The organism is Myxococcus sp. RHSTA-1-4 (genome assembly GCF_020037125.1).
Classification (GTDB): Bacteria; Myxococcota; Myxococcia; order Myxococcales; family Myxococcaceae; genus Myxococcus.
Map to the genome: position 1 here is coordinate 416,001 of NZ_JAIQDG010000001.1, position 21,936 is coordinate 437,936.

General features: G+C 70.5%; 17 protein-coding genes. 8 read left to right on the forward strand and 9 right to left on the reverse strand.

The genetic code is table 11. From position 1 onward, the window contains the following. Positions 1–28: 28 nt before the first annotated feature. Together K8638_RS01720 and K8638_RS01725 are read right to left on the reverse strand one after the other, a co-directional pair. Positions 29–1,681 carry a serine/threonine-protein kinase gene (locus K8638_RS01720; protein ID WP_223752607.1) on the reverse strand — a complete coding sequence of 551 codons (1,653 nt, stop codon included), beginning with the start codon at positions 1,679–1,681 and terminating at the stop codon, positions 29–31. A 64-nt stretch (positions 1,682–1,745) separates the two neighbouring features. Continuing rightward, positions 1,746–2,495: a TIGR02266 family protein gene (locus tag K8638_RS01725; RefSeq protein WP_223752608.1), complete on the reverse strand. Its 750-nt coding sequence runs from the start codon at positions 2,493–2,495 to the stop codon at positions 1,746–1,748. Positions 2,496–2,599: 104 nt separating this feature from the next. Between K8638_RS01725 and nuoE the strand changes: the two genes are divergently transcribed. The 7 genes from nuoE to K8638_RS01760 all read left to right on the forward strand — a co-directional run bounded on the left by nuoE (position 2,600) and on the right by K8638_RS01760 (position 10,913). Next, positions 2,600–3,088, forward strand: a complete 489-nt coding sequence (gene nuoE, locus K8638_RS01730) for an NAD(P)H-dependent oxidoreductase subunit E (RefSeq protein ID WP_223752609.1) — start codon at positions 2,600–2,602, stop codon at positions 3,086–3,088. A 35-nt stretch (positions 3,089–3,123) separates the two neighbouring features. Then, positions 3,124–4,464 (forward strand): NADH-quinone oxidoreductase subunit NuoF, encoded by a 1,341-nt coding sequence (gene nuoF, locus K8638_RS01735; protein ID WP_223752610.1) that lies wholly within the window; start codon positions 3,124–3,126, stop codon positions 4,462–4,464. Further along, positions 4,461–4,967 (forward strand): NADH-quinone oxidoreductase subunit J, encoded by a 507-nt coding sequence (locus tag K8638_RS01740; protein ID WP_223752611.1) that lies wholly within the window; start codon positions 4,461–4,463, stop codon positions 4,965–4,967. Before nuoF ends, K8638_RS01740 begins: the two co-directional genes overlap by 4 nt. 72 nt (positions 4,968–5,039) lie before the next feature. Next, entirely contained in the window at positions 5,040–5,342 is a 303-nt protein-coding gene (gene nuoK, locus K8638_RS01745) for an NADH-quinone oxidoreductase subunit NuoK (RefSeq protein ID WP_223752612.1), read from the forward strand. A gap of 28 nt (positions 5,343–5,370) precedes the next feature. Next, positions 5,371–7,614, forward strand: a complete 2,244-nt coding sequence (gene nuoL / locus K8638_RS01750; RefSeq protein WP_223752613.1) for an NADH-quinone oxidoreductase subunit L — start codon at positions 5,371–5,373, stop codon at positions 7,612–7,614. Continuing rightward, on the forward strand, positions 7,611–9,335 hold the full coding sequence (locus K8638_RS01755) for a NuoM family protein (protein ID WP_223752614.1): 1,725 nt from the start codon (positions 7,611–7,613) through the stop codon (positions 9,333–9,335). Before nuoL ends, K8638_RS01755 begins: the two co-directional genes overlap by 4 nt. 18 nt (positions 9,336–9,353) lie before the next feature. Beyond that, positions 9,354–10,913: an NADH-quinone oxidoreductase subunit N gene (locus K8638_RS01760; protein WP_223752615.1), complete on the forward strand. Its 1,560-nt coding sequence runs from the start codon at positions 9,354–9,356 to the stop codon at positions 10,911–10,913. 79 nt (positions 10,914–10,992) lie between these two features. Here K8638_RS01760 and K8638_RS01765 read toward each other — a convergent pair whose 3' ends face one another. The 7 genes from K8638_RS01765 to K8638_RS01795 form a co-directional block, all read right to left on the reverse strand. Next, on the reverse strand, positions 10,993–11,844 hold the full coding sequence (locus K8638_RS01765) for a GNAT family N-acetyltransferase (RefSeq protein ID WP_223752616.1): 852 nt from the start codon (positions 11,842–11,844) through the stop codon (positions 10,993–10,995). Positions 11,845–12,263: 419 nt separating this feature from the next. After that, on the reverse strand, positions 12,264–13,715 hold the full coding sequence (locus K8638_RS01770) for a sigma-54 dependent transcriptional regulator (protein WP_223752617.1): 1,452 nt from the start codon (positions 13,713–13,715) through the stop codon (positions 12,264–12,266). Continuing rightward, positions 13,712–16,228 carry an ATP-binding protein gene (locus tag K8638_RS01775; protein ID WP_223752618.1) on the reverse strand — a complete coding sequence of 839 codons (2,517 nt, stop codon included), beginning with the start codon at positions 16,226–16,228 and terminating at the stop codon, positions 13,712–13,714. The genes K8638_RS01770 and K8638_RS01775 overlap by 4 nt, the downstream gene beginning before the upstream one ends. Continuing rightward, positions 16,225–18,141: a selenocysteine-specific translation elongation factor gene (gene selB, locus K8638_RS01780; RefSeq protein WP_223752619.1), complete on the reverse strand. Its 1,917-nt coding sequence runs from the start codon at positions 18,139–18,141 to the stop codon at positions 16,225–16,227. Before selB ends, K8638_RS01775 begins: the two co-directional genes overlap by 4 nt. A 22-nt stretch (positions 18,142–18,163) precedes the next feature. Continuing rightward, on the reverse strand, positions 18,164–18,967 hold the full coding sequence (locus K8638_RS01785) for a phosphoribosyltransferase (RefSeq protein WP_370643893.1): 804 nt from the start codon (positions 18,965–18,967) through the stop codon (positions 18,164–18,166). 46 nt (positions 18,968–19,013) lie between these two features. Beyond that, positions 19,014–20,045 (reverse strand): Glu/Leu/Phe/Val dehydrogenase dimerization domain-containing protein, encoded by a 1,032-nt coding sequence (locus K8638_RS01790; protein ID WP_223752620.1) that lies wholly within the window; start codon positions 20,043–20,045, stop codon positions 19,014–19,016. 34 nt (positions 20,046–20,079) lie between these two features. Further along, positions 20,080–20,970: an Hsp33 family molecular chaperone HslO gene (locus tag K8638_RS01795; RefSeq protein ID WP_223752621.1), complete on the reverse strand. Its 891-nt coding sequence runs from the start codon at positions 20,968–20,970 to the stop codon at positions 20,080–20,082. 258 nt (positions 20,971–21,228) lie between these two features. Here K8638_RS01795 and K8638_RS01800 point away from each other — a divergent pair, with 258 nt between their 5' ends. Continuing rightward, the gene (locus tag K8638_RS01800) at positions 21,229–21,885 is read left to right on the forward strand and encodes a succinate dehydrogenase (RefSeq protein WP_223752622.1); all 657 of its coding nucleotides are present in this window, start codon (positions 21,229–21,231) and stop codon (positions 21,883–21,885) included. The last annotated feature ends 51 nt before the right edge of the window (positions 21,886–21,936 follow it).

A 21,936-nucleotide genomic window follows, 5' to 3' on the forward strand; every position in this document is an offset into this window, starting at 1 on the left:
TGCACCCGGGCCCGGCCCGCCTGCCAGCTCACTCCTTCGGGGCGTCCGAGGAGAGGATGAGGTCGCCGCGGACGAGGAACTCCTTGTCCGGGAAGGCCTTGTAGAAGTCCTCCAGCATGGCGTCCACGTCCGGGTAGCGCTGCTCGCGCTTGTCCTGGGTGGCCTTGTCGAAGAGCTGGTCCAGGCCGCTGGGGGCCTCGGGGTTGACCTCGGAGGGCAGCGGCGAGCGGCGCCCCGGAATCTGCCCGGTGAGCATCTCGTAGAGGAGGATGCCCAGCCCGTAGACGTCCGCGGAGGCGCCCGGCTCCTTGCCCCCGCGGTTCATCAGCTCCGGCGCCATATAGGCCATGCCGCCGGTGCCCACGAAGACCTGGGGCATGCCCTTGGTGGCGTCCACCTCCACCACGCGGCCCATGCCGAAGTCGGCCAGCTTCGCGTTGCCGTACGCGTCGAAGAGGACGTTCTCCGGCTTGAGGTTGTGGTGGGTGAGGCCCGCGGCGTGCGCGGCGCGCAGGCCGTACGCCATCTGCAGGAAGGCGCGCAGCGCGAAGGGCACCGGCACGCCGTTGCCACCGCCCGCGTCCAGCCGCTCCTTCAGGCTGCCCTGCATCAGCTCCAGCACGAAGTACGGCCGCGCCGCGTCCACGTTCTGGTCCACCACCTGGACGACGCCCGGGTGGCGCACCTGCGCCTGGGCGCACAGCTCCTTCTTCAGCCGCTTGAGCACCTCGCCGCGCTGGAGGAAGGAGAAGTAGCCGAAGATGTCCTTCAGCTCCTTGAGGCAGATGTCCAGCCCCAGCGCCGTGAAGCGCCCCTTGAAGACCGTCCCGAGGGGCCCGGTGCCGATGGGGTCGAACTTCTGGTAGCGCAGGTCCAGCTCCGCGCCCTTCGGGGCGGGGGCGGCGGCCGGCGCGGCGGCGGGAGCGGGGGCGGCGGGAGGAGGCATGGGAGCGGCGGCGAGCGGCGAGGTGATGGAGGGCAGCGACGAGGTGCCCGGCGCGGGCGTCGTCGGCGCGAAGGGGGGATGCGAGATGATGGTCGCCTCCCGGCGGGGCTCGAGGGCCGGACTGTCCGCCCGGGACACGGGCGCGGCCGGCGCGGGGGCCACGGCCGCGGGGGGCGGAGTCGCCGGCGGCGGAGGCGCGGGAGGCGGCGGCGCCGGGGGCAGCGGCGTGGCCTGCGGCATCGTCACCTCCAGCGCGGGCATGGCCGTGCGCGAGGGCCGGGCCGGGGGCACGGGCGGAGGCGGCGCGAGCGGAGCCGGGGGCGCGGGGGGCACCACCACCTCCGTCTCGTCCAGCAGCAGCTCCGGCGGGGGCGGCGGCACCACCAGCGGCTCGTCGGCGGGGGGCGCCGCGGGAGGCTCCTCCTCGGCGGGAGTGAGCTGGTCCGCGAAGAACTCGCCCACCTCGGAGGTGAACCGGTCCTGCAGCTCGCCATCCACCACACGCTCCCCCTGCTCGGTGAGCTTGAGCTGGGCCTCGCGGTCCATGGCGATGTAGTGGGACTTGCGCAGGAAGAAGAAGTAGTTGTCGAACTCGAGCGACACGGACGGCTCGAGGGCGGCCTTCACGTCGGCCAGCTTGTTCGAGCGTCCAAGACGGCCGTTCTCCCTCAGGCTGCGGAGGATGAACAGCGCCTCGCCACTGACGGTGTCGCGGTTGATGGCGGGCTTCGGCATGGGTGGGAGACTCTACGCCACCCCCGCGCCACGGCTCAACGTGCGACTTGCGGTGAAACGAGCCCTACTTGATGCGCAGGAGCTGCTTCACCGTCTCCAGCACCTCCACGAAGCGGACGGGCTTGCGCAGGTAGATGTCCACGCCGAGCTGCATGGCGCGGTCCTGCGCTTCCTTGCCGCCCGCGGAGATGGCGATGATGGGAATGGTCCTCAGGGCCTCCTCCTCGCGGATGCGCTCCACGAGGGCGAAGCCGTCCATCACCGGCATGTAGAGGTCCGTCATCACCAGGTTGAAGCGGCCCTCGCGCAGCATCAGCAGCGCGTGGTGGCCGTCCGGCGCGAAGTGGACCTCCAGCGGCACCTTCCCGTGAAGCTCGCCGCTGGCCAGCTTCTTCAGGACGTAGCTGTACATCTCGATGATGTGCGGATTGTCCTCGACGATGAGCACACGGTACCCCTCGTGCTCGGCGTGGGACACGTGGCTGTCTGCTCCTGCCGCACTCAAGATGTCACCCAGTTTCCGCCGGTCCTGCTCGCGCTCCACGCGGACGCCGACGCCCCCGGGATGATCGGGGGCCGCCGGCCTGACCCAGGCCACGGTTCCGGCCACTTCTACCGGATCCAGGAGCCCCGGGAAAGAAAGTGCGAGCCGTACCGGGTCACCCAGGGTGAACGCCTGCTCGGTCTGCACGAAGAGCCCCGTATGGGACAGGTTCTCCGTCACGTCCCGGGCCTGGCGCCCATCCGTGTAGTCCACTCTCAGCACGGCCGGGACCCGGGTGTGCTGGCGCTTGTCCTCTGGTCCCGGGCTCATAACAAGGCGTTGAAATCGCTCGGCAATTTGCTGATGGCCGCCCAGTGTAGCGTCGAGGGTTTATGTTGACAACGAAGCCATTGGGGCAATACGTACGCCCCGCCATGGCGGAGCCCCTGTTCACTCCTGAAGAGCAGAAGAAGTTCGACGCGGGAATCGCGGAGATCCTCTCCCACTACCCCCCGGATCGCAAAAGCGCGGGCATGCTTCCCGCCCTGCGCCTGCTCCAGGACATCAAGGGCTGGCTGCCGCCCGAGGGCCTGCGGCTGGTGGCCAGGCACCTGGAAGTCACGCCGGAGCGCGCCATGGAGGTGGCGAGCTTCTACGTGATGTACCACCTCAAGAAGCCCGGCAAGTACGTCATCGACGTCTGCACCAACCTCTCCTGCTCGCTCTGGGGCGCGGAGAAGATGCTCGCCTACCTGGAGGAGAAGCTCGGCCTCAAGGCGGGTGAAGCCAACGAGAAGTTCACCTTGCGGGAGACCGAGTGCCTGGCCTCGTGTGGTACGGCGCCGTGCCTGCAAATCAATGAGGATCACCACGAGAGCCTCACCAAGGCGAAGCTCGACGCCATCCTGGCGAAGCTGAGCTGATCCTCCACCCCTTCTCTCTTCGGGACGTCATCAACATGGCCTCTACGGCAAAGGCGATTGAACCGATCATCTCGGCGGCCTGGGGCAAGCCGCAGTCCTGGACGCTGGACAGCTACCGCCAGCGCGGTGGCTACGAGGCGCTGAAGAAGGCGCTGGAGATGCAGCCGGCCGCCATCATCGACGAGGTGAAGAAGTCCAACCTCCGCGGCCGCGGCGGCGCGGGCTTCCCCACCGGCCTCAAGTGGAGCTTCGTCCCCAAGGACAGCCCCAAGCCCAAGTACCTCGCCGTCAACGGCGACGAGTCCGAGCCGGGCACCTTCAAGGACCGCTACATCCTCAGCGACGACCCGCACATGATGCTGGAGGGCATCGCCATCGCGTCCTACGCGCTCGGCGTGCACACCTGCTACGTGTACCTGCGCGGCGAGTTCAAGTTCCAGGCGCAGCGCGCCCAGGCGGCCATCGACGAGGCCTACAAGGCCGGCATCTTCGGCAAGAAGCTCATGGGCAAGGACTATGAGCTGAACGTCTACCTGGTGCGCGGCGCGGGCGCGTACATCTGCGGCGAGGAGACGGCGCTGCTGGAGAGCCTGGAGGGCAAGAAGGGCTGGCCCCGCTTGAAGCCCCCCTTCCCCGCGGTGGTGGGCCTCTTCGGCTGCCCCACGGTGGTGAACAACGTGGAGACGCTCGCCAGCGTGCCCGCCGTGTTCCAGAAGGGCGCGGACGCGTACGCGAAGCTGGGCACCGACAAGTCGGGTGGCACCCGCCTCGTCTGCCTCTCGGGCTCGGTGAACCGGCCGGGGGTGTACGAGGTGTCGATGTTCACCACCCTGGCGGAGCTCATCTTCGACGACAAGTACGGCCGGGGCATGCCGGCGGGCCGCAAGGTGAAGGCCGTGATTCCGGGCGGCTCCTCGGCGCCGGTGCTGGGCGCGGACGAGCTGGACGTGGCCATGGAGTTCGAGGCCCTCAAGGTGAAGCAGACCATGGCGGGCTCCGGCGGCGTCATCGTCATGGACGACGCCACCTGCATGGTGCGCAGCCTCTGGCGCGTGGCCCGCTTCTACGCGGAGGAGTCCTGCGGCCAGTGCACTCCGTGCCGCGAGGGCACGCCGTGGCAGACGCGCCTTCTGCGCAAGATTGAAGAGGGCCGCGGCGAGCCGGGCGACATCGACATGCTGTCCAACGTCGCCTCGTCCATCGCCCCGTATCCCCCCATCGGCCTGGGCAACACCATCTGCGCGCTCGGCGACGCGGCGGCGCTGCCCACGCACTCGTTCCTCATGCGGTTCCGGGACGAGTTCGAGGCCCACATCCGTGAGAAGCGCTGCCCGTTCGGCGACAAGCCCTGGGGTTCGTTCGGAGACTGGTCTTGAACATCGAGCTCATCCTCTTCGGGGCGTTCGCGCTCCTGACGCTGCTGTCGGCCGGAATGGTCATCTTCGCGCGCAGCCCCATCAACTCGGCCATGGCGCTGGTGTCCACGTTCTTCTTCCTGGCCGGCATCTACGTGCTCTTGTGGGCACACACCGTGGCGGTGCTGCAGGTGCTCGTCTACGCGGGCGCCATCATGGTGCTGTTCCTCTTCGTCATCATGCTGCTCAACCTGGGTGAGTCGCCCACGCGCGGGCGGCCCACGCTGGCTCGGCTGGCGGGTGGCGCGGCGACGGTGGGCCTGCTGGCCGTGCTGGTCGTCACCCTGTTGAAGGTGCCCGGCGACGTGCCGGCGATGGCGCCGGAGGCGCAGGCCTCCTTCGGCACCATGGCCCTGCTGGGACAGACCCTCTTCACCCAGTGGCTCTTGCCCTTCGAAGCGGTGAGCCTGCTGCTGCTGGTGGCGATGGTGGGCGCGGTGGTCGTGGCGAAGTCGCGAATCTGATCGCCCGTTGCGGACAACTTTCTGTGCTACATGGCGGCGGACGTTGCCGCTCGCGAGGCCCCGAATCGGCCCATGGTCCCCATCACCTACTACCTCCTGCTAGCCGCCGCGCTGTTCTGCATGGGCATGTTCGGCGTGCTGGTGCGCCGCAACGCCCTGGTCGTCTTCATGTCCGTGGAGCTGATGCTCAACGCGGCCAACCTGACGTTCCTGGCCTTCGCGCGCATGCGCGGTGACGCCATCGGCCACGTCTCCGCCTTCTTCGTCATCGCGGTGGCGGCGGCGGAAGCGGCCATCGGTCTGGCCATCGTCATCGCCGTCTTCCGCAGCCGTGGCAGCGTCCTGGTGGAAGACATCCGGACGATGAAGCACTGACGCCTGTTCCGCCAGGAGCCTTCCACCCATGACTCTCGCCGAATTCCTCCAGGTGGCGCCTGTCCCTCCGGAACAGCTGGCGCCCTCACTGTGGCTCATCATCGCGCTGCCCCTGCTGGGCGCGTTCATCTGTGGCGTGTTCGGCCGGATGCTGGGCCGGGCCAACGTCCACCTCGTCGCCCTGTCCGCGGTGGCGGGCGCCTTCGTGCTGAGTGTGCTGGCCTTCTGGGCCACCAGCCACACCGGCCCGGGCGCCGCCGAGGGCTCGCGGCGGCTCATGGCCTATTACCGGAACCCCTTCGGCATCGAAGCCGACTTCGTGCGCTACGCGCTGGCGTACGACTACGGCACCTGGTTCGCCGTGGGCGACTTCCGGGTGAACTTCGGGCTGTCGGTGGACCACCTGTCCGGAATCCTCCTGCTGGTCATCACCGGCGTGGGTTTCCTCATCCACCTGTACTCCACCAGCTACATGGAGCACGACGACGGGTACTGGCGGTACTTCGCGTACCTCAACCTCTTCGTCGCGGCGATGCTGACGCTGGTGCTGGCCGACAACCTCGTCCTGCTCTTCGTGGGCTGGGAGGGCGTGGGCATGGCCAGCTACCTGCTCATCGGCTTCTGGTACACGGACCCGGCCAAGGCCTGGGCGGGGCGCAAGGCGTTCATCACCAACCGCATCGGTGACTTCGCCTTCCTCATCGCCACGTTCCTCCTGGTGCTGCTGGTGTCCGCCTTCACGCGCCAGGCGAACGCGGCGGACTACGCCACCGCCGGCTCGAGCACCCAGCGCTACCAGGCTTCGCTGCAGGAGAAGGGCCCCGTCACCTTCAAGGGGCTGGAGAAGCTGGCCGAGGGCCTGGTGGACACGGGCACCGACAAGGTGGACCTGTCCACGCCCATCGAGGCGGGCCCGCTGGCGGGCTACACCTTCGGCGGGGTGATGACGGCGGCGCTGCTGCTGTTCCTGCTGGGCGCGGCGGGCAAGAGCGCGCAGCTGCCGCTCTACGTCTGGCTGCCGGACGCCATGGCGGGCCCGACGCCGGTCTCCGCCCTCATCCACGCGGCGACGATGGTCACCGCGGGCGTCTACCTCTTCAGCCGCATGTCCGCGCTGCTGGTGCTGAGCCCCACCGCCATGGCCACGGTGGCCATCGTCGGCGCGCTCACCTCGCTGCTTGCGGCGCTCATCGCCTTCGCGCAGGACGACATCAAGAAGGTGCTCGCCTACTCCACCGTGTCCCAGCTCGGCATCATGTTCATGGGCGTGGGCATGGGCATCTTCTGGGCGGCGGTGCTGCACCTCGTGACGCACGCCTTCTTCAAGGCCTGCCTCTTCCTGGGCGCCGGCAGCGTCATGCACGGCAACGGGGACGAGACGGACATCAAGAAGCTGGGTGGCCTGCGCCACGAGATGAAGTGGACGTGGGGCACCTTCCTGGTGGCCACGCTGGCGATTACGGGCATCATCCCGCTGTCCGGCTTCTTCTCGAAGGACGCCATCTTCCACGGCGTGCACCACAACCACCTGCACGGGCTGGAGTGGACGTCGAGCCTCGTCTACTACCTGGGCCTCGTCATCGCCGCGTGCACGGCCTTCTACATGACGCGCCTGTACCTGCTCACCTTCGAGGGTCCCCGCTCGAAGGAGGCCCGGGTGGAGCACGCGCACGAGAGCGCCTGGCAGATGACGCTGCCGCTGGTGGTGCTGGCGGTGCTCAGCGTGGTGGCGGCCGTCTATGCCTTCCCGCTGATGCGCAGCGCCTCCGACGGCCGGCCGCAGCCCATCTTCGAGAACTTCCTCAGCCCGGTGTTCGGCGCCATGGCCCGCATCGCCGAGGGCGCGAAGACGGTGGAGCTGGATACCAGCGTGCCTGGCATGGCCGACTACCTGAAGGCGTGGCTGGTGGCGCTGTCGGGCGGCGTGGCCGCGGCGTTCCTGTACCTGAAGTTCTTCCCGGCGCGGGTGGGCCAGCCGGTTCCGGCCTTCGCGCGGGCGGTGCGCCGCACGGCGCAGAACAAGTTCTACGTGGATGAGCTCTACGAGCTGGCCGTCATCCGGCCGGTGAAGTTCCTGAGCTTCATCCTCTTCCGCGTGGTGGACGCGCTCCTCATCGACACCGTGGCGGTGCGCGGCACGGCGTGGGTGACGGCGCGCGTGGGCAGCGCGCTCCGGTACGTGCAGTCGGGCGACGCCCAGGCCTACGCCGCAGTCATGGCCATCGCCATCTTGGGCGGCGTGGCCTACGCCCTCATCCAGGTGCTGCAATGAGCTTCTTCGACACCCACCTGCTCAACCTCGTCGTCTTCCTGCCGCTCGTCTTCGCGGCGCTGGTGCTGATGCTGCCCGCGAGCGAGTCGGGGCAGATTCGCACCGTCACCCTCATTGGCATGCTGGTGGACCTCGTCTTCGGGGTCTGGGCCTACGCGCGCTACGTGCCGGGCGGGCCGGAGTTCCAGCTCGAGTACCGGGTGCCGTGGTTCGAGATGTTCGGCACCAGCTACCACATTGGCGTGGACGGCCTGGCGGTGAGCCTGCTCCTGCTCACCGTGTTCCTGGGCCCCCTGGTGGTGCTGGCCTCCACCACGTACATCAGCCACCGCATCAAGGAGTTCCACCTGGCGCTGCTGGTGCTCCAGACCACGATGCTGGGCGCGCTGGTGTCGCTGGACGTGCTGCTCTTCTACATCTTCTTCGAGGCCATGCTCATCCCCATGTACCTCATGGTGGGTGTGTGGGGCGCCGAGGACCGCCAGATGGCGGCGGTGAAGTTCTTCCTCTACACGCTGGCCGGCTCGCTGCTGATGCTGGTGGCCATCATCGCCGTGTACTTCATCAGCGCGCCGGCGGGCAGCCGCTCGTTCGACTACGCCGCCATCTACAACGGCCTGCTGGAGGCCAACCGGCAACTGTCCGCGTGCGCGGCCGGGCCGGAGGGCGCGTGTGATTCGCTGAGCGGCCTGGCCCGGACGCTGTACACCTGGGGCCCCTGGCTGTTCGGCGCGTTCGCCCTGGCGTTCGCCATCAAGGTACCGATGTGGCCGGTGCACACGTGGCTGCCGGACGCGCACGTGCAGGCGCCGGTGGCCGGCTCCATGATTCTGGCCGGCGTCATGCTGAAGATGGGCACCTTCGGCTTCTGGCGCTTCGCGATTCCCTTCTTCCCGGTGGCCACGCAGAGCGCGCGGCCGTTCCTGGCGGTGCTGTCCGTCATCGGCATCGTCTACGGCGCGCTGATGTGCCTGGCGCAGCGGGACATCAAGAAGCTCATCGCCTACTCGTCCGTGAGCCACCTGGGCTACTGCATGCTGGGCATCCTGGCCGTGACGGCCGAGGGCGCCACGGGCAGCGCGTACCAGATGCTGAACCACGGCGTGTCCACGGGCGCGCTGTTCCTCCTCTTCGGCTTCCTCTACGAGCGGCGCCACACGCGCCTGATGGCGGACTTCGGCGGCATCGCCAAGGTGATGCCGATGTTCACCGCGGCCTTCCTCATCATCACCTTCTCGTCGGTGGCGGTGCCGGGCACCAACGGCTTCATCGGCGAGTTCCTGGTGCTGCTGGGCACCTTCAAGAGCGACCTGGGCCTGGCCGCCGGCAACGCGCACCTGACGATGGTGTTCGGCGCCTTCGCGGCGCTGGGCGTCATCCTCGGCGCGGCGTACATGCTGTGGATGGTGCAGAAGGTGTTCTTCGGCGGGCTCACCCACCGGGAGAACCAGTACCTGCCGGACCTGAACCTGCGCGAGGGCATCACCGCGCTGCCCTTCCTCATCCTCGTGGTGGTGATGGGCCTGATGCCGCAGCCGTTCCTGGACCGGCTCAACCCCTCCACGGAGCGATTCCTCGCCCGCGCCCGCGTGGGCACCCCGGGGGCCACGGTGGACGAGAATCAGGTCCGCGTGGAGGTGATGTCGCTGCCCTCCAAGCAGACCGCCGCGGCGCCGTCCGCGCCCGTTCCCCTGGCCGCCGTCCCCTCGCCGCGGCAGTAGGCCGCCAGAGCTTCCAACATGAACCTGCCCACTCTCTCCCTGGCAGACTTCTTCCCGCTGCTGCCCGCCATCCTCATGGTGGTGGGCGCCTGCATCCTGCTGTTGTCGGAGGTGTTCCTCTCCGCCACGGCGTCGCGCGCGTACCAGGCGGTGCTCACCGTGGTGACGGCGGTGGCGGCCGGCGCGGTGGCGGTGGTGATGATGTTCGAGCCGCCGCGCGAGGTGATGCTCGGCTTCGGCGTGCTGGACCCGTTCTCCAGCTTCCTCACCTTCGTGGTGTGCGTGGGCCTGGGGCTCGCGGCGCTCAGCTCCGTGGGCTTCCTGCGGCGGCGCGGCGCGGAGCGCGGTGAGTTCTACGCGCTGATGCTGTTCGCCTCGGCGGGCATGAGCCTGCTGGCGATGTCCAACGAGCTCATCACCCTGTTCGTCAACATCGAGGTCCTCTCCATCGCCACCTACGCGCTGACGGCGTACCTGCGCCGCGGCACGCGGCCGAGCGAGGCGGGCTTCAAGTACTTCATCCTCGGGGCCTTCTCGTCCGCGGTGCTGCTGTACGGCGCGGCGCTGGTGTACGGCGCCACCGGCACCACGAACCTGACGGCCATGGTGGGTCCGCTGGGCGCGGCCATCCAGGCGCAGCCGGCGCTGGTGTACGCGGGCGTCGTCCTGGTGGGCGCGGGCTTCGCGTTCAAGGTGGCCGCGGTGCCCTTCCACATGTGGACGCCTGACGTGTACGAGGGCGCGCCCTCCCCCGTCACCGCGCTGATGAGCGCGGGCGTGAAGGCGGCGGCCTTCGCGGCGATGGTGCGCGTGTTCTTCACCATGGGTCAGGGCATCGACCCGAGGCTGCCGCTGGCGCTGTTCTCCACCCTGGCCTTCCTCACCATGGTGGTGGGCAACCTGATGGCGATTCCGCAGCGCAACGTGAAGCGCATGCTGGCGTACTCGTCCATCGCCCACGCCGGCTACCTGCTGTTGGGCGTGGCCGCCCTCTTCGTCACCGCGCCGGGCGAGCAGTTCCGCCTGCTGGGTCCGTCCGAGCTCACCGGCGGCTCCCCGCTGGACATCGCCCGCGCGGGCGCGCTGCGCGGCATCCTCTACTACCTGCTGGCCTATACCTTCAGCGCGGTGGGCGCCTTCGCCATGGTGTCCGCGCTGGAGCGCCGCGAGGACGAGGAGAAGGGAACGGCCTGGGATTTGGAGCGCTTCAGCGGCCTGGCGCAGCGCCGGCCGGGCTGGGCCTTCGCGATGGCGGCCTTCATGCTGTCGCTGGGCGGCATCCCTCCCACCATCGGCTTCATGAGCAAGCTGCTCATCTTCCAGAGCGCGGTGGACGCGGGCCTCATCGGCCTGACGATTGTCGCCGTGCTGTCCAGCGCGGCGGGCGTCTATTACTACCTGCGCGTGGTGGTCTACATGTTCATGCGGCCGGTGCCCGAGGGCGCGCAGGTGCTCGAGCGGAACTGGGGCACCGAGGTGGCGCTCGTGGTTTCCACGGCCGCCGTGGTGGTGCTGGGCATCATCCCCGGCCCCATCGGCGCTTGGCTGGAGCAGGCCGGCACGCTCTTCGGCCGGTAGTCTCGCGGGGCCCCTGAGGCCCCTGACGTCCACGCCCGCCCCGGCCTCGTGCCCGGGCGGGCGTCTTCTTTTCCGGCCTCTAGCCGCGAGGCTCCGGCAGCGGGCCGCGCAGCTCCAGCGTCTCGTGGCACACCTCCGCGCCCGCGCCACGCAGCAGCCCGTCCAGCACCTCGTCGCCCGTCACCACCAGGAGGAGTGACTCCACGCCGTCTCCCACCCGGGCGAAGGACTCCTCCAGCAGCGCTCTCGCGTGGCCGGGAGACGCCGCGAAGAAGGGGAACAGCAGCCCCGCCGCGGCGCGCAGGTCCATCACCCCCAGCGGGGCGTCCGGCGCGGCGCCCATCCGCGCCAGCCGCAGGAGCTGGTGCGAGCGCCGCGTCGCGAAGCGCGCCAGCTTGCCCGGCAGCATCCCGAAGGCCTCCGTCAGCGCCTCCCAGTCCCCGGGCTCCGCCCGCACCACCTCCAGCCCGGGAGGCCCGGGAGGCAGCGCCGCCACCTGGGCCCGCGTCACCCTGAGGGTGACCGACGGCCGGGCGGGCCTCAGCCCCACGGAGGCATAGAGGCCCAGCGCGGCCGTGTTGTCCCGCTTCACGTAGAGGGCCCAGCGCCGGCAGCCCTGGGCGCGAAGGCGCTCGGCCAGCCGCTCCATCATCCACCGCCCCAGCCCCTGGCGCCGGACGGACGCGTCCACCACGAGCTGCCCCACGTAGCCCAGCTCACCCATGGGGTCCGTCGCCGCGTAGCCCACCACCCCACCCGGCCCCTCCACGAAGACGGTGAGCGGCATCAGCTCCGCCGCCCACAGCGCCTGCGGCGGCGGCGGGTCATCCACCCCCAGCTCCGCGAACAGGCGCGTGAAGTCCGCATGGTCCTCCGGCCGCGCGGGCCTCAACACCCATGGCGGCTCCCTCTGTCCCACCTCTGCTGCCATCAGGTCACCCCTCCAAGCTTCCTGGAGTGAGTAACGACGCAAGCGGGAAACCGTGCCGGACGCTGGAGCGCAGAAAAGAAGGCGGCCCGACACCCCAGAAGGGTGCCGGGCCGCGGGTCTTCTCAAGGTGACTCACCGGAAGTGCTGAAGGGGTGGGGGGGAACCGCCTTCAGCCTCGCTTCGATGTGTCCCGTGCATTCCTTTAGCAGCCCGCGTGCCAGCGCCCCGTCAGAGCCAAAGTCCTGTCTTCTCAAGCACTTGGCTCAACACCCGACGTTGGCGGACCCGGCGGGTTTCATTTCAGCCCTGAAATCGGGTTTCAGAACTGAAAAGAACCAATGATTCCAGGCACTTGGCCTTTTCATGGATGAACCCCGCCCATTTCGGATCTGGAATTCAAGGGTGCGAAAAAGTTCCCGCTATTCGCGAGTCGGCTCGCTGGGTGGGCGGAGGTTGAGGCGCTTCATCTTCCGCCACAGGGTGGTGGAGGAGACGCCCAGCTCGTCCGCGACGCGGGCCAGGTCCACGCCGTGGCGCTCCAGGGCCTGCGTAATCGCGTGGCGCTCGGCCTCTTCCACCACCTGGGCCAGGGTGGGCCCGGCGGTGGAGACGAGGCGGCCGGGGCCGCCGCCCTGCCCCTCCAGCACGGCGATGCTGGGGGTGCCATGGGCCGGCGTGAGGCGGCTCACACGCAGGGGGAAGTCCTCGGGGAGCAGCTCGTCGCTCTCGGCCAGGGCGGCGGCCTGCTCCACCAGGTTCTCCAGCTCGCGCACGTTGCCGGGGAAGTCGTAGCCCATCAGGTGCGTCACGGCGGCGGCCGACAGGCGCTTGGGCTTGGGGCTGCGGGCGTTGGCGCGCTCCAGGAAGTGCTCGGCCAGCGCGGGCACGTCCTCCAGGCGCTCGCGCAGCGGGGGCACGCGCAGGGTGACGACGTTGAGGCGGTAGTAGAGGTCCTGGCGGAAGCGCTTCTCACGCACCTCCTGCTCGATGTCGCGGTTGGTGGCGGCGACGGTGCGCACGTCCACGCGCAGCGCGGTGGACTCGCCGACGCGGCGCACCTCGCCCTCCTGCAGGGCGCGCAGCAGCTTGGACTGGAAGGTGGGGCTGGTCTCCGTCACCTCGTCGATGAAGAGGGTGCCGCCGTCCGCCTCCTCGAAGAGGCCGCGCCGGGCCTTCACCGCGCCGGTGAAGGCGCCCTTGGCGTGGCCGAACAGCTCGCTCTCCAGCAGCGACTCGCTGATGGCGGCGCAGTTGACGGGCACGAAGGAGCGCGACTTGCGGCGGCTGTGCGCGTGGAGCGCGCGCGCCACCAGCTCCTTGCCGGTGCCGCTCTCGCCCTGGATGAGGACGGTGGCGTCGCTCTGGGCCACGCGCATCAGGCGGCTGGTGAGCTCGCGCATGGCCGGGCTGCGGCCCACCAGCGAGGACAGGCCATGGCGCTGGTTGAAGTCAGTGGCCAGGTTGTCCACGTCACGCAAGAGGCGGGCGCGCTCCAGGGCGCGCTCCACGCGGTAGCGCAGCTCGCTCTCCTTGAAGGACTTGGTGACGTAGTCGTAGGCGCCCAGGCGCATGGCCTCCACCGCGCTCTCGATGGAGCCGAAGGCCGTCATCATGATGACCTGGAGGCGGGGGGCCACCTCCAGCGCGCGCCGGAGCAGCGTGAGCCCGTCCATGGGCTCCATCTTCAGGTCCGTCAGCAGCAGGTCGATGCTGCCTCCGGCGAGCTGGGCCAGGGCCTCCTCGCCCGTGGCGGCCTCGAAGACGGTGTAGTGCTCCGCGCGAAGGAGCAGCGCGGTGGTGGCGCGCATGTTGCGCTGGTCGTCCACGACGAGGATGCGTCCACGGACAGGTGGGGTGTGCGCGTCGGTCATGGGAAGGCGGGGGGCTGCGACAGGGGCAGCCTGAAGGTGAAGGTGGTGCCGCGGCCCGGAGAGCTGTCCACGGCGATTTCTCCCCGATGCTCCTCGAGGATGCGTTTGACGACGGCGAGCCCCAGTCCGGTGCCCTGGGCCTTGGTGGTGAAGAAGGGCTCGAAGACGCGGTGGAGCAGCTCCGCGGGGATGCCCGGCCCCTGGTCCGCCACGTCGATGCGCAGGTGCTCCCGGCCCGCGTGAAGCTCGCGGCGCGCGCGCACCTGCACCTGGCCGCCCTGGGGCATGGATTGAATCGCGTTGACGGCCACGTTGACGAGCGCCTGGCGGATGAGGCGCCGGTCCATGGGCACCGGCGGCAGCCCCGCCTCCACGTCCGAGCGGATGACGACGGGCCGGTCCGCCCCGCCGCCCTGCACGCGCGCCGCCTCCAGCGAGTCCTGGAGCACGCGCCCCAAATCCTCGTGCTGGAGCACCGGGTCTCTCGGGCGCGTGTAGTCCAGCAGGTCGCCGACGATGCGGTTGAGCCGGTCGCTCTCCTCGCCCAGGATGTCCAGCAGCATGGCCGCGTCGCCGCCCGGGTCCAGCAGGCGCCGCAGCGAGGCCACCGCGTTGAAGATGACGCCCAGGGGGTTGCGCACCTCGTGGGCGACAATCGCGGACAGCTCACCCAGCGCGGCCAGCCGCTCGCGCTTCACCATCTCCGCGCGGGTGGCGGCCAGCTCCGCGTAGCTGGCCCACAGCGACTCGTACAGGCGCGCGTTGGCGATGGAGAGCGCGAGCTGCCCGCAGGTGGCCTCGGCCAGCTCAATCAGCTCCGGCCCGAAGGAGCGCGGCCGGCGGATGTCGTCCACCACCACCACGCCGATGAGCTCCTCGCGCGAGGTGAGCGGCAGGCCCAGCAGCGCCTTCTCCCCGAAGCGCAGGACGAGCTCCGAGTCATAGCCGCCGCCGACGGACGACAGGTCCTCGATGGCGATGGGCCGGCGCTCCCGGGCCACGCGCGCCGCGAGGCCGTCACCGTGCAGCGGCAGCACCACCGTGCGGAAGAAGTCGCGGTGGGCCGCGGAGGCGGCGGCGCCGCGCAAGAGCTTCGCCCCCTCGTCGTACAGCATGATGTAGCAGTTGGACACGTCCAGCAGGTGGACGAGGAAGTCCGAGGCCACGTCCAGGATGCTGGAGGTCTCCAGCACGCCCGACGTGGTGCGCGCCAAATCCAACAGGAGGCGCGTCTCGGCGAGCTGGCGCGAGGCCTCGGCGCGCAGCCGGCGCTGTTCCATCAGCGCCACCAGCAGCTCCGCCAGCGTGCCCAGCAGCCGCACGTCGCGCGTGTCGAAGGGCCTGCCGGCGCCGCGCAGCACCTGGAGGCTGCCGCACACCACGCCTCCCCGGGCGAGCGGCGCCACCGCCGCGCGGCCCAGCATCCCACCGGACAGCTCGCCCAGCGCCGCTTCCTGGGCCGCGGTGGAGAGCGCGCCCTCCCCCGACTCCGCCACGGCCCGCGCCAGCAGGCCGGTGAGGCGCTCCGCGTGCCCACCGTCCCGCACCACGTCCGCCAGCCCCACGTGGGTGACCAGCGCCAGCGCCCCACCCTGCGGGGGCGACACGTGCAGCGCCGCGGCCGAGCCCTGCAGGAGCTCCGCGACACGGGACAGGAAGTCCTCCAGCGAAGGAGGCACTGGCTGCGCGACGAAGCGCGCCACCTGGGCCACCGCCTCCATCTCCCAGCGGCTGCGCGCGCCGTCCGCCTGCACACGCGCGTCCGCCAGCGCCGCGCCCACCACCTTCGCGAACAGCGTCAGCACCGAGCCATGGCGCGGAGCCACCCAGGGCCCCTGCACCCACAGCACCTCGTCGTGGGGGCCGCCCACCGGCAGGTAGACATGCGTGGGCGAGGCCTGGTCCGCGCCGCCGAAGACGGGGCGCCCGTCCGACAGGGACTCCATCCCCAGGCTCACGTCGTCCGGCAGGGGCCCGCCGTCGCGCGCCAGCAGCCGCTCGCCGTCCCAGCGCAGCAGGCGGACCCGGAAGCCCGCGGCCTCCAGCCCCTTCAGCGCCACCTGGCGCACCGCATCCTCGGAGTGCGCGGTGACGAGGCTCGCGGACGTCTCCACCAGGCCCTCGGCCACGCCCATCTCCGGGTGGCGGTCCCCCAGCGGCAGGCAGTTGAGCAGCAGCGCCCCGGCGCCACCTTCCATGGGCAGGCGCGTCGCGTAGAGGGCCACCTCGCGCATGGAGCCATCCGCGCAGGGCACCTGGTGGATTTGCGTGCGCGGCTCCGGGGGCATGCCGGACTCGAGCAGGCGGTAGCGCTCGGCCAGACGGCTGCGGTCCTCGGGCTGGACGAAGTCGAGGAGGGGACGGCCCTCCACCCGCTCGCGGGGAAGCCCGAGCAGCGACAGGTAGGCCTGGTTGACGGCGGACACCCGTCCCTCGACCACCGCCAGCACGGGGTTGCCGTAGGGCTCGATGAGGGCGCGCAGGTCGGCCTCGCTGTAACGCTTCGTGCTCATCCGCGACGCAGCACCCGCTTCTCGCCCACCCGGAGCGTCACCTTCTCCCGGTCGAAGTACTCGGACAGCGGGATGACGAACTTGCGCGTCTGCCCCACCATTTCCTTGAAGGCCTGGGTGGTAATTTCCTTCTTCTCGCGCAGGTGGGCAACCAGCCGCTCCCGCAGGGCGGCGAGCGCCCCCGCGTCGAAGCACAGCTCCTCGCTCACGCGCACCACCGTCCCTTCCGACACCATGACCTTCAACAACTCCTGGAGCCGGGGCCCGGGAAGCTGGAGCTTCTGCGCCAGCTCGTTGAGGGTGGGCGGCGCCAGACCCGCCGCGGACAGCTCCGCGGCCAGCCTCGCCCGGGCCGCCTCGTCGCCCAGCGACAGGGTGCGGCCCCGCCCCTTGAGGCGCACCACCTCCTTGTCCAGCTCCACCTTGCCCGCGTCCACCAGCGCCTGCGTCACGCGCTGGAAGATGCGCGCATCCAGCTCGGCGGACAGCCGCTGGCGCAGCTCCTCACGCGGCAGCCCCTCCCTCAGGGGCTCCCGCTCGTGGAAGGCGGCCAGCAGGGCGAGCGCACGCCCGTGCAGTCCCCCGAACACCTCGCCGGAGAGGTACAGCCGCCGCTCCCGGTCCACCAACAGCGCCCCGCCCCGCGTGCCCAGGAGCTCCAGCGCGCGTGCCAGCACCCGGGGCCCCAGCCCCGAGCGGCCGAACAGCTCCTGCTGCGTCAGCCCCCGGTAGCCCGCCTGCCGCAGCAGCCACGCCACCTGCCCCGCCGGGTCGGCCTCCAGCAGCGGCGCCACCACCTCGGAGCCCCCCTTGCGGCGCCGGGGCGGAGTAATCGACAGGATGCGCCCGCCGGCCACCGTGGCCCCGCGGCCGGGCAGCGCGCGCGAGCCGCGCAGGATGAAGCGCTGGCCCACCAGCGCGCCCACCGGGGAATCCAGCCGGAGCTGCGCGAGCGCCGTCTCCCCCGGCTCCAGGCGCTCCACGTCCAGCAGCGCCACCGTGGCCTCCACCTGCGCGGTGCCCAGGTGCAGCAGCAGCTTCCTGCGGCGCGGCAGCGGCGACTCCGCCGCGGGCAGCAGCGAGAGCTCCACGTCCAGCATGCGCGTCTCCGGCAGCTCCCCGGAGCGCACCAGCACCATGCCCCGGTGCAGCGCCTCCGGCTCCACGCCGGCGACATTCACCGCCGCGCGCTGGCCGGCCTCCACCTTCGGCACCGCCTGCCCGTGCAGCTGCACGCCGCGCACGCGGAAGGGGCCGGGCTGTCCCGGCAGCAGCGACACCGCGTCGTCCACCGCCACCGCGCCCGACAGCAGCGTGCCCGTCACCACCGTGCCGAAGCCCTTGATGGTGAACACGCGGTCCACCGGCAGGAAGGCGGGCCCCTCCGCCGGGCGCTTCGGCAACGCCGCCGCGGCGCGGGTGAGCGCGGCCTTGAGCGCGTCCAGCCCCTCGCCCGTCCTCGACGAGCAGGGCACCACGGGCGCCCCTTCCAGGAAGGTGCCCGCGACGAGCGCGCCCAGGTCCGCCTCCACCAGCGCGCGCCACTCCGGGCCCAGCTCGGCCAGCAGGTCCGCCTTGGTGAGCGCGATGACGCCGGCCCTCACGCCCAGCAGCCGGCAGATGTCCAGGTGCTCGCGCGTCTGGGGCATGACACCCTCGTCCGCGGCCACCACCAGCACCGCCAGGTCCACGCCGCCGGCGCCCGCGGCCATGGCCTTCACGAAGCGCTCGTGGCCGGGCACGTCCACCACACCGGCCACCGTGCCGTCGTCCAGCGTCAGGTGCGCGAAGCCCAGCTCCAGGGTGATGCCGCGGCGCTTCTCTTCCTTCAGCCGGTCGGTGTCGATGCCGGTGAGCGCCTTCACCAGGGACGTCTTGCCGTGGTCGATGTGCCCCGCCGTCCCGATGATCATCTCCCCCCCACCACGCCGGGAGTCACGCCCCCGCCTTGTCCGGGTCTTCGTCGAAGCGCGCGTCGCCCGTGGCGGGCTGGTAGTCCCAGGGGAAGACCACCAGCGCCGCGGTGGCCAGCGCGCAGTAGTCCGGCGCGAAGCCCTCCGGCCGCGCCACCAGGCACGCCGTCTCCACCTTCTTCGCGCCCGCCTCGCGCGCCAGCGCCGTGGCCAGCTCCAGCGTGTCTCCGCTGGAGGCCACGTCGTCCACAATCAACACGCGCCGGCCCTTCAGCTCGCGAGGCAGCGCCTCCGCCAGCTTGGGCCCGGAGCCCGCGCGCGAGGCGCCGCCCGCGTCCCGGCTGCGGCGGCTGATGCGCACGGGGAAGAACTCGCAGCCGAGCGCCGATGCCAGCGCGCCGCCCACGAAGACGCCGCCGTGGGCCACGCCCACCACGGCCTGCGGCGCGAAGGACTCGCGGACGGCGCCCGCGAGCTCCTGCACGGCGCGGTCGAACTCCGCCCACGTCAGCTCGCGCACGCCCGCGGACCGGCCACGGGACTGGTCCCTCCCGGTGGGCTGGCGCGGCGCCTCGACCTGGGGCGCCAGCACCATGTCGGAGGGAATGGAGACGAGCTTCTCCGCGTCGCGCCGGGCCTGCTTCGGCACGGCGGCGGACCTGGAGGACGGCTTCTTCTTCGGAGAGGACTTCGCGGTGGGCTTGCGCTTGCCCTGGGCCTTGAGCCCGGGCGTTGCCCGCTTGGTGGCCACGGCGGTGACTCCGGATGGGGTGCGGGCCCCGTCATATCCCGAGGCACGCGCCCTGGCCACATCCAGCCGCTTCACCCGCCCTTTCTCACGCCGAAAGAAGGGGTGGCGGTGCCGCCCCGGCTCAGGCGGACAGCTTCTCCTCGACCATGCGGTCGGCCACCTGCTCGGGGCGCAGGCCGGAGTCCTTCGCGCGGGCCAGCACCGTGTCGATGGTGTCGAAGATGAGCGCGGCGCGGGCGTAGGCCTTCTCCCGGTCATACCCCGCCCACTCCTGGGCCACGTTGATGAGGCCGCCGGCGTTGGCCGCGTAGTCCGGCACGTAGAGGATGCCGCGCTTCGCCAGCTGCTCCCCGTGACTCTTGGTGAGGAGCTGGTTGTTGGCCGCGCCACACACCGCCTTCACCCGCAGGAGCGGCAGCGTGGTGTCGTTGATGGCGCCACCCAGCGCGCAGGGGGCATAGATGTCCGCCTCCATGCGGTGGAGCTGGTCGGCGCTCACCGCGGTGGCGCCGTACTGCTTCACGGCCTGCTCCACGCTGGCGGCGTTGATGTCGCTCACCCACACCTTCGCGCCGCGCTGGTGCAGCTCCTTCACCAGGTACATTCCCACGTGGCCCACGCCCAGCACGGTGACACGCAGGCCCTTGAGGTCCGGGCGGCCGAACAGGTGCTTCGCCGTGGCCTCCATGGCACGCGCCACGCCGTACGCCGTCACCGGCGACGGGTCACCGCTGCGCTCCTTCAGGCCCACGACGTACTTCGTGTGCTTGCGCACGTGCTCCATGTCGTCCGGGCTGGTGCCGCTGTCCTCGGTGGTGATGTAGCGGCCCCCGAGCGACTCCACCGCGCGGCCGAAGGACTCGAAGAGCTTCGCCCGGTCGAAGTTGCCGCGCGGCAGCATGATGACGGCCTTGCCACCGCCATGGGGCAGCCCCGCGAGGGCCGCCTTGTACGTCATGCCACGCGCCAGCCGCAGCGCGTCAGCAACGGCCTCCTCCTCGCTCGTGTACGTGGACAGCGCGCGGGTGCCGCCCAGTCCGGGCCCCAGCCGGGTGTTGTGCATGCCGACGATGGCGCGAAGGCCCGTCCGCGAATCACTGAGAAGGTGGACGGCCTCGTAGCCGCCCTCGAGCAGTTGCGTGAAGTAGCTCATGGCGCGCGGCAAGTACCGGGGAGGCCCGCTCAAGTCAAATCGCGCCGGCCTCCAACATCTCCCGAATTTCCTCTCCTGGAATGACGTATCGCGTCGTGCAGAACTGGCACGTGGCCTCCGCCTGGCCTTCCTTCTCCAGCAGGTCCGACAGCTCCTCACGGCCCATGGCCAGGAGCGCGCGCTTCACACGGTCCTTGCTGCACGAGCAAGCAAAGCGCAGCGGATAACGCGACATCACCTCGAAGTCCGACTCGGGCAGCAGGGCGCGCAGCACCGCCGTGGCGCCGGCCGGCGCATGAGCGCGCAGCGTGGCATCGAAGTCGCGGCGCAGCCGGACGCCGAGTTCCTTGAAGGCGTCCATGTCCGCGCCTGGCAGCGGCTGGACGAGCAGGCCGGCGACGATGCCCAGCGAGTCCGCTGCGCCGTCGCCCCCGGTGGGCAGCTGGGCCAGCAGCAGGTGCGAGGGGAGCTGGTCCGACTGGTGGAGATAGCGCTCCATGTCGGCTGCGAGGTCGAAGTGCACCAGCTCCACGGAGGAGCGGTAGTACTCACCGCCGCCGAGGTCTCTCAGCACGGAGAGGAAGCCCTTGTTCCCCAGCACGGGGCGCCAGTGGTACTGCCCCTCGCCGCCCACGTACCCGACGTGCAGGTTCTTCACGTACCCGCGGACGAGGCCGGAGGCGTCGCCGTCCACGAAGAGGCCGCGCAGGGGGCCATCACACTCCACCTGGAGGTTGATGCGCGCGTCGTGCTTCTGGAGGGCCCCCATGAGGGCGGCGGTGGTGAGGGCCTGGGACAGGAGCGCCGCGGCGGCAGGGGCGGTGCCGTGGGTGGCGCGCGCCTGGCGGGACAGCTCGGAGGTGATGGCCAGCACCACCCGCAGGTCCGTCTTCTTCAACAATCCACTGACGAGCTCATCGGACATGGTGAAGCGATTAGCGTGCCCCAGCCCTGCCCGCCAACGACAGAAGGTGGGCGCCCCTCCGCCCGCCGGGGGAGCAGCAAGCAGCCCGGGCCGGGTGACGCATAAGGTCAGCCTTATGCCTCCGTGTGGGATGGCTGGCATCCGGGGGTGCGGAAGAAATCCAGCACCCCGGCCGGAACGGCTATAAACCGCCGACCGACTGTCACCTGACATTGACTTGGACGCGGTATCCGTCCGCGCGCCGTCGTTGGAGACCCGATGAGCAGCCAAGCCGCCGTAGCCGTTCCGACGAAGACCCCGCTCCTCAAGTCCCGCCTGGGCTCGTTCCTGGCGGTGGTGCCCCTGTCCATCTGGGTCATCAACCACCTCTGGGACAACCTCTCCGCCTTCAATGGCGCGGCGGCGTGGGAAGCGTCGGTGACGACCTACTCGAACCCGTTCGCCCAGGCGTTCACCTTCGTCATCGTCCTGCTGCCCCTGCTGATCCACACCGGCTGGGGCCTCATCCGGCTGTTCAGCTTCAAGCCGAACAACATCCGCTACAGCTACTACGGCAACCTCAAGTACCTCCTCCAGCGCCTGAGCGCGGTGGGCGTGCTCTTCTTCCTCGGCGCCCACATCTGGCTGGCCTTCCTGCACCCGCGCCTCGTCGAGGGGCACCCGGAGCCGTTCTCCGACATCGCCCGGGAGATGCACCACCACTTCCCCACGCTCATCGTCTACCTGCTGGGCACGCTGGGCACGTCCTACCACCTGGCCAACGGCCTCCAGGGCTTCGCCATGTACTGGGGCATCCTCGCCAGCGAGCGCTCCATGCGCCGCTTCGAGCCGGTCGCCATCGGCATCTTCCTGCTCCTGACGGCGATGAGCTGGGGCGTCATCTACGCGCTCTACAACGCGGGCGCCTCCCTCTAGCCCCGAGGGGCTCCGCCCCTCCTCCGTCCAGCGCTGAAAAACGAACCGGCC

Bases quoted from the DNA above. Each gene is read 5' to 3' on its own strand.
- K8638_RS01720 (WP_223752607.1), bottom strand. From the start codon at position 1,681: ATGCCGAAGCCCGCCATCAACCGCGACACCGTCAGTGGCGAGGCGCTG.
- K8638_RS01725 (WP_223752608.1), bottom strand. From the start codon at position 2,495: ATGAGCCCGGGACCAGAGGACAAGCGCCAGCACACCCGGGTCCCGGCC.
- nuoE (WP_223752609.1), top strand. From the start codon at position 2,600: ATGGCGGAGCCCCTGTTCACTCCTGAAGAGCAGAAGAAGTTCGACGCG.
- nuoF (WP_223752610.1), top strand. From the start codon at position 3,124: ATGGCCTCTACGGCAAAGGCGATTGAACCGATCATCTCGGCGGCCTGG.
- nuoK (WP_223752612.1), top strand. From the start codon at position 5,040: ATGGTCCCCATCACCTACTACCTCCTGCTAGCCGCCGCGCTGTTCTGC.
- nuoL (WP_223752613.1), top strand. From the start codon at position 5,371: ATGACTCTCGCCGAATTCCTCCAGGTGGCGCCTGTCCCTCCGGAACAG.
- K8638_RS01755 (WP_223752614.1), top strand. From the start codon at position 7,611: ATGAGCTTCTTCGACACCCACCTGCTCAACCTCGTCGTCTTCCTGCCG.
- K8638_RS01760 (WP_223752615.1), top strand. From the start codon at position 9,354: ATGAACCTGCCCACTCTCTCCCTGGCAGACTTCTTCCCGCTGCTGCCC.
- K8638_RS01765 (WP_223752616.1), bottom strand. From the start codon at position 11,844: ATGGCAGCAGAGGTGGGACAGAGGGAGCCGCCATGGGTGTTGAGGCCC.
- K8638_RS01770 (WP_223752617.1), bottom strand. From the start codon at position 13,715: ATGACCGACGCGCACACCCCACCTGTCCGTGGACGCATCCTCGTCGTG.
- K8638_RS01775 (WP_223752618.1), bottom strand. From the start codon at position 16,228: ATGAGCACGAAGCGTTACAGCGAGGCCGACCTGCGCGCCCTCATCGAG.
- selB (WP_223752619.1), bottom strand. From the start codon at position 18,141: ATGATCATCGGGACGGCGGGGCACATCGACCACGGCAAGACGTCCCTG.
- K8638_RS01790 (WP_223752620.1), bottom strand. From the start codon at position 20,045: ATGAGCTACTTCACGCAACTGCTCGAGGGCGGCTACGAGGCCGTCCAC.
- K8638_RS01795 (WP_223752621.1), bottom strand. From the start codon at position 20,970: ATGTCCGATGAGCTCGTCAGTGGATTGTTGAAGAAGACGGACCTGCGG.
- K8638_RS01800 (WP_223752622.1), top strand. From the start codon at position 21,229: ATGAGCAGCCAAGCCGCCGTAGCCGTTCCGACGAAGACCCCGCTCCTC.